The organism is Vibrio sp. 1F253 (assembly GCF_041439295.1).
Lineage (GTDB): Bacteria > Pseudomonadota > Gammaproteobacteria > Enterobacterales > Vibrionaceae > Vibrio > Vibrio tasmaniensis_A.
On the sequence record NZ_JBGONU010000097.1, the window covers coordinates 1 to 5,421 of the forward strand.

The 5,421-nt window shown below is 44.1% G+C and carries 4 protein-coding genes; 2 read left to right on the forward strand and 2 right to left on the reverse strand.

The window, feature by feature from the left end; translation table 11 throughout:
* Nucleotides 1–566: 566 nt before the first annotated feature.
* Together radA and fusA are read left to right on the forward strand one after the other, a co-directional pair.
* Complete coding sequence (gene radA / locus ACED28_RS22575; RefSeq protein WP_371710801.1) at nt 567–1,916, forward strand: DNA repair protein RadA; 1,350 nt, start codon at nt 567–569, stop codon at nt 1,914–1,916.
* 234 nt (nt 1,917–2,150) lie between these two features.
* Nucleotides 2,151–4,238 (forward strand): elongation factor G, encoded by a 2,088-nt coding sequence (gene fusA / locus ACED28_RS22580; protein ID WP_009847514.1) that lies wholly within the window; start codon nt 2,151–2,153, stop codon nt 4,236–4,238.
* 210 nt (nt 4,239–4,448) lie between these two features.
* Here fusA and ACED28_RS22585 read toward each other — a convergent pair whose 3' ends face one another.
* Entirely contained in the window at nt 4,449–4,661 is a 213-nt protein-coding gene (locus ACED28_RS22585; protein ID WP_012604684.1) for a VF530 family DNA-binding protein, read from the reverse strand.
* A 128-nt stretch (nt 4,662–4,789) separates the two neighbouring features.
* A partial coding sequence (locus tag ACED28_RS22590) for a LysR substrate-binding domain-containing protein (RefSeq protein WP_371710800.1) occupies nt 4,790–5,421 on the reverse strand: 632 nt, incomplete at its 5' end.

Consider the following 5,421-nt stretch of genomic DNA (forward strand, 5'->3'; position numbering starts at 1 on the left):
TTAGTGATTGTACTCACTTAACTCAGTGTCCAAAACTGCTGGTGCGGATCACTTTCGAGTTAGAAAGTGCCCCAAAGTGAAGTGTTTACTGGCGCTGTTGATTAGCGCTAAAGAGTGCTTATCGACCTAAAGGGTAACTGTGTGGCTCGGGCTGCGTATTAATTAGCAAATCCATAGTTGTCTGAGATTGTTTTACCGGAGAAACCTTGAATTACTATATGGTAGGGTACAATCACTATCTTGATGGGTGGCGACATAGGACGTGTTGTTCGAACTCTTTAGCATCAAGTATTCTGAATATTATATGGAAATAGTTCGGCAATCTTGATTGGTAATTAATGACATCTAGAGGGACTATCAGGCTATTATCTTGCCTATTTGACGCATCATTTTCAAAAAGAGTACTCATGCTGATGAGCCTTGCTAGGCAAAGGCGTTAGACAATGCTCTATCATGAATTAGAAAAGTTAGACAACTCTAGGTGACGGAAGTAAAGCCTTTAAGAATACTCTCATAATTCATTACAGCACAAGGCTTTATCTTGATTTGTCTGTAAAATTGTCTAAATAAAAAGCCAAGACTACGGTGATGATTTTCCACGTTGGCAAGGGCAGTGCAATGCATGTGGTGCTTGGAACACGATTACAGAAGTTAGGTTAGCCGCTTCACCTCAGGTCGCGCGCAATGAACGACTAAGTGGTTATGCAACTGAATCTTCGGTTCAAACGCTATCGGAAATCGACTTGCAAGAGGTCCCGCGCTTTAGTAGTGGCTTCAAAGAGCTTGATCGTGTACTTGGTGGTGGTGTTGTCCCTGGCGCTGCGATTCTTATTGGTGGTAACCCTGGTGCCGGTAAATCAACGCTGTTATTGCAGACTATGTGTCAGCTTTCTTCCCAGTTACCGACACTTTATGTCACTGGCGAAGAATCTCTTCAACAAGTTGCGATGCGAGCATCTCGACTTGGATTGCCAAAAGAGCACCTAAAGATGCTCTCTGAAACCAATGTTGATAAAATCTGTCAGGTTGCAGAAAGAGAGCAGCCTAAGATCATGGTTATCGACTCAATCCAAGTTATGCATGTCGCTGACGTTCAATCGTCTCCTGGCAGTGTTGCTCAGGTGCGCGAATCGGCAACCGCATTAACGCGCTATGCGAAACAGAACAACGTTGCCGTGTTCCTAGTGGGACACGTAACTAAAGACGGTACCTTAGCGGGACCAAAAGTACTTGAACACATTATTGACTGTTCGGTGTTGTTAGATGGCGGAACGGACAGTCGTTTTAGAACCTTGCGCAGCCACAAGAACCGTTTTGGTGCAGTGAATGAGCTAGGTGTGTTTGCCATGACAGGGCAAGGACTAAAAGAAGTTAGCAATCCATCGGCTATTTTTCTGTCTCGTGGTGAAGAAGAAACCTCAGGCAGTTCAGTGATGGTAGTTTGGGAAGGGACGCGTCCACTTCTTGTCGAAATTCAAGCGCTGGTGGATTATTCGCAGCTGGCTAACCCGCGTCGTGTCGCTGTTGGTCTCGAGCAAAATCGACTGTCATTGTTATTAGCCGTGCTGCATAAACACGGCGGCTTACAAATGGCTGACCAAGATGTGTTTGTGAATGTCGTTGGTGGTGTTAAAGTAACCGAAACCAGTGCTGATCTTGCATTGGTAATGGCATTACTTTCGAGTTTCAGAGACCGCGCATTGCCAAAAGATGTGGTGGTTTTTGGCGAAGTAGGCCTTGCTGGTGAGATTCGACCTGTACCGAGCGGTCAAGAGCGCTTAAATGAGGCGTTTAAACACGGCTTCAAGAGAGCCATTGTACCAGCGGCTAACATGCCTAAAGGTGGCATTCCAGGAATGCAGATCCACGGTGTGAAAAAATTATCGGAAGCAATTAATGCTTTTGATGAGTTGTAATTGAGCTCACTTCAGCTACTCTATACAGCAGAAATTCAGTCTAACTTAAACGCTATTTTCGCTTTAAGTTAGCACTAAACTTAACAATCATTTAGATTGTTTCTTCAGATTGCCTTTTTCTATATGTTAGAAAAAGGCAAAGTTTTTTAGTCCCAAATGCATGCAAAGCTATCAGTCCTCACAGATTGTGATATACTCTGCGCGCATTTTATATCCTATTAACAGAGTAAGACAATGGCAGATTTATCGAAATACAGAAACATTGGTATTTTCGCGCACGTTGATGCGGGTAAAACAACTACCACTGAGCGTATCCTTAAGCTAACTGGTCAGATCCACAAGACTGGTGAAGTACATGATGGCGAATCAACTACTGACTTCATGGAACAGGAAGCTGAGCGCGGAATTACTATCCAATCAGCAGCTGTAAGCTGTTTCTGGAACGGTCACCGTCTAAACGTTATCGATACTCCTGGACACGTTGACTTCACAGTTGAAGTATACCGTTCTCTTAAAGTACTTGATGGCGGTATCGGTGTATTCTGTGGTTCTGGTGGTGTTGAACCACAATCAGAAACTAACTGGCGCTACGCTAACGAATCAGAAGTATCTCGTCTGATCTTCGTTAACAAACTAGACCGTATGGGTGCAGATTTCTACAACGTTGTTGACCAAGTTAAAAACGTTCTAGGTGCAACTCCTCTAGTTATGGTTCTACCAATCGGCCGCGAAGATGAATTCGTGGGTGTTGTCGACCTTCTAAGCCGTAAAGCATACGTTTGGGATGACACTGGTCTTCCTGAAAACTACGAAATCACTGATGTTCCTGCGGACATGGTTGATGACGTTGAGCAATACCGTGAAGAGCTAATCGAAACTGCTGTAGAGCAAGACGATGACCTAATGGAAGCTTACATGGAAGGTGAAGAGCCTTCTATCGAAGATATCAAACGTTGTATCCGTAAAGGTACTCGTGATATCGCATTCTTCCCTACGTTCTGTGGTTCTGCGTTCAAGAACAAAGGCATGCAAGTTATCCTTGATGCTGTAGTAGATTACCTACCTTCTCCAACTGAAGTTGATCCTCAACCTCTAATGGATGAGAACGGCGAAGAAACAGGCAACCACGCTATCGTTTCTACTGAAGAAACTTTCAAAGCGCTTGCGTTCAAAATCATGGATGACCGTTTCGGTGCTCTAACTTTCGTTCGTATTTACTCTGGTAAATTGAACAAAGGTGACACGATCCTTAACTCATTCACAGGTAAAACTGAGCGTGTTGGCCGTATGGTTGAGATGCAAGCTGATGACCGTAACGAACTAACTAGCGCACAAGCTGGTGACATCATTGCGATCGTTGGTATGAAGAACGTTCAAACTGGTCACACTCTATGTGATCCAAAAGACCAAGTAACGCTTGAGCCAATGGTTTTCCCAACTCCAGTAATCTCTATCGCTGTATCTCCAAAAGATAAAGGCGGTTCTGAGAAAATGGGTATCGCGATCGGTAAAATGGTTGCAGAAGATCCATCTTTCCAAGTTGAGACTGACGAAGAAACTGGCGAAACTATCCTTAAAGGTATGGGTGAGCTTCACCTAGACATCAAGGTAGATATCCTTAAGCGTACTTACGGCGTTGACCTAACAGTTGGTGCTCCTCAAGTTGCTTACCGTGAAACTATCACTCAAGCAATTGAAGATAGCTACACGCATAAGAAACAGTCTGGTGGTTCTGGTCAATTCGGTAAGATCGATTACCGTATCAAACCAGGTGAAGCAGGTTCTGGCTTCAAGTTCAACTCAGTAGTTGTGGGCGGTAACGTTCCTAAAGAATTCTGGCCTGCAGTTGAGAAAGGCTTTGCTGGCATGATGGATAACGGCGTACTAGCTGGCTTCCCTACGCTAGACGTTGAAGTTGAACTTTTCGATGGTGGCTTCCACGCAGTCGATTCATCTGCTATCGCATTTGAAATCGCAGCGAAAGGCGCATTCCGTCAATCTATGCCTAAAGCTGGCGCGCAACTTCTTGAGCCTATCATGAACGTTGACGTGTTCACTCCAGACGATCACGTTGGTGATGTTATCGGTGACCTTAACCGTCGTCGTGGCATGATCAAAGATCAACAAGCTGGCGTTACTGGTGTTCGTATTAAAGCTGACGTACCTCTTTCTGAGATGTTCGGCTACATCGGTCACCTACGTACTATCACTTCTGGTCGTGGCCAATTCTCTATGGAATTCGCACAATACGCACCATGTCCAACTAACGTTGCTGACGAAGTGATTGCAAAAGTTAAAGCAGAAAAAGAAGCTGGTAAGTAATTAGCCCTTTTCTAAATTAGCTAAAAAAGCCCCGCAAGTGAAAGCTTGCGGGGCTTTTTATTGTTTGTAATATACTGCGAGGTGCGAGGGGCGAGGTGCGAGGTGCGAGGTGCGAGGTGCGAGGTGCGAGGTGCTGATGTAGCCCCTAAAAAGTAGACACAGGGGTTGTCCCGTATTTATTCAACACGGGACTGATAAAGCAGGGAGAGACTAACGTTTTAAGTCGATGTAAATCTGCTCTACCTTGGTGCGTGCCCAATCTGTTTTACGCAAAAATTTTAAGCTTGATTTAATGCTCGGGTCTTTTTTAAAGCAGTTGATGTTCACCATGTAACTCAACTCTTCCCAACCGTAATGTTCAACCAATTCAGTCAGTAGCTTCTGTAGAGTGATACCGTGAAGTGGATTATTGTCTTGTGTCATGAGATGTTCTCGCCATTTATTTGAGCTAAGTATACCAGTTTCGCTTTATGAATTATCAGACCATTTAAGCTGGTAGTTTGTGTTTAGTTATTGAAGAACTGCCTATTTCAGGAGTTGAAAGACAAGAGCTAGCTCTCCAATATCTCATTTACTTCTTCATGTAACCAATTGGTAAATGCCGTTATACGCACTTCTCTAGGCGAGTTAGGGTCAAAACATAGATTTACTTGAACGCCAGGCGTCATGCCTATATCAAATGGCTTTACTAACAAGCCGCGTTCAATGAAGTCACCAGCTAAACTGTCTGTTGCAAGGCAAACTCCATGACCAGCCATAACTGTCGTTAATCCCATATCAAAAGTACCTACTTCCATCCATTGAATAGAACTGTCTTGCATCGGAACATTAGCTTGTTTAAACCAACTTTCCCAAGGGAAGCAACCACCCTCGAATTGAACTAACCAACATTTAAGTAGCTGTTCTGGTGAGGTGAATTTAAGAGAGTTTGCTAATTCTGGTGAGCAAAAAGGATAGATAGGTTCGTTGATTAGTACCTCAAGAGTTAAACCATCTTCCACACATAGGTCTTCACCTTGTCGAATAGCCACATCAATCTCACCGTGTTTTAAATTTGGGGTATCGCAGCCTGTTAGCACTTTGATCGGGATCTCTGGGTGTTGTACCGAGAACTTCCAAAGCCGTGGTATGATCCGCACCAGCAGTTTTGGACACTGAGTTAAGTGAGTACAATCACTAATGA

Excerpts from the sequence above, each read along its gene's own strand:
- ACED28_RS22585 (WP_012604684.1), bottom strand. The coding sequence starts at position 4,661 with ATGACACAAGACAATAATCCACTTCACGGTATCACTCTACAGAAGCTA.
- fusA (WP_009847514.1), top strand. The coding sequence starts at position 2,151 with ATGGCAGATTTATCGAAATACAGAAACATTGGTATTTTCGCGCACGTT.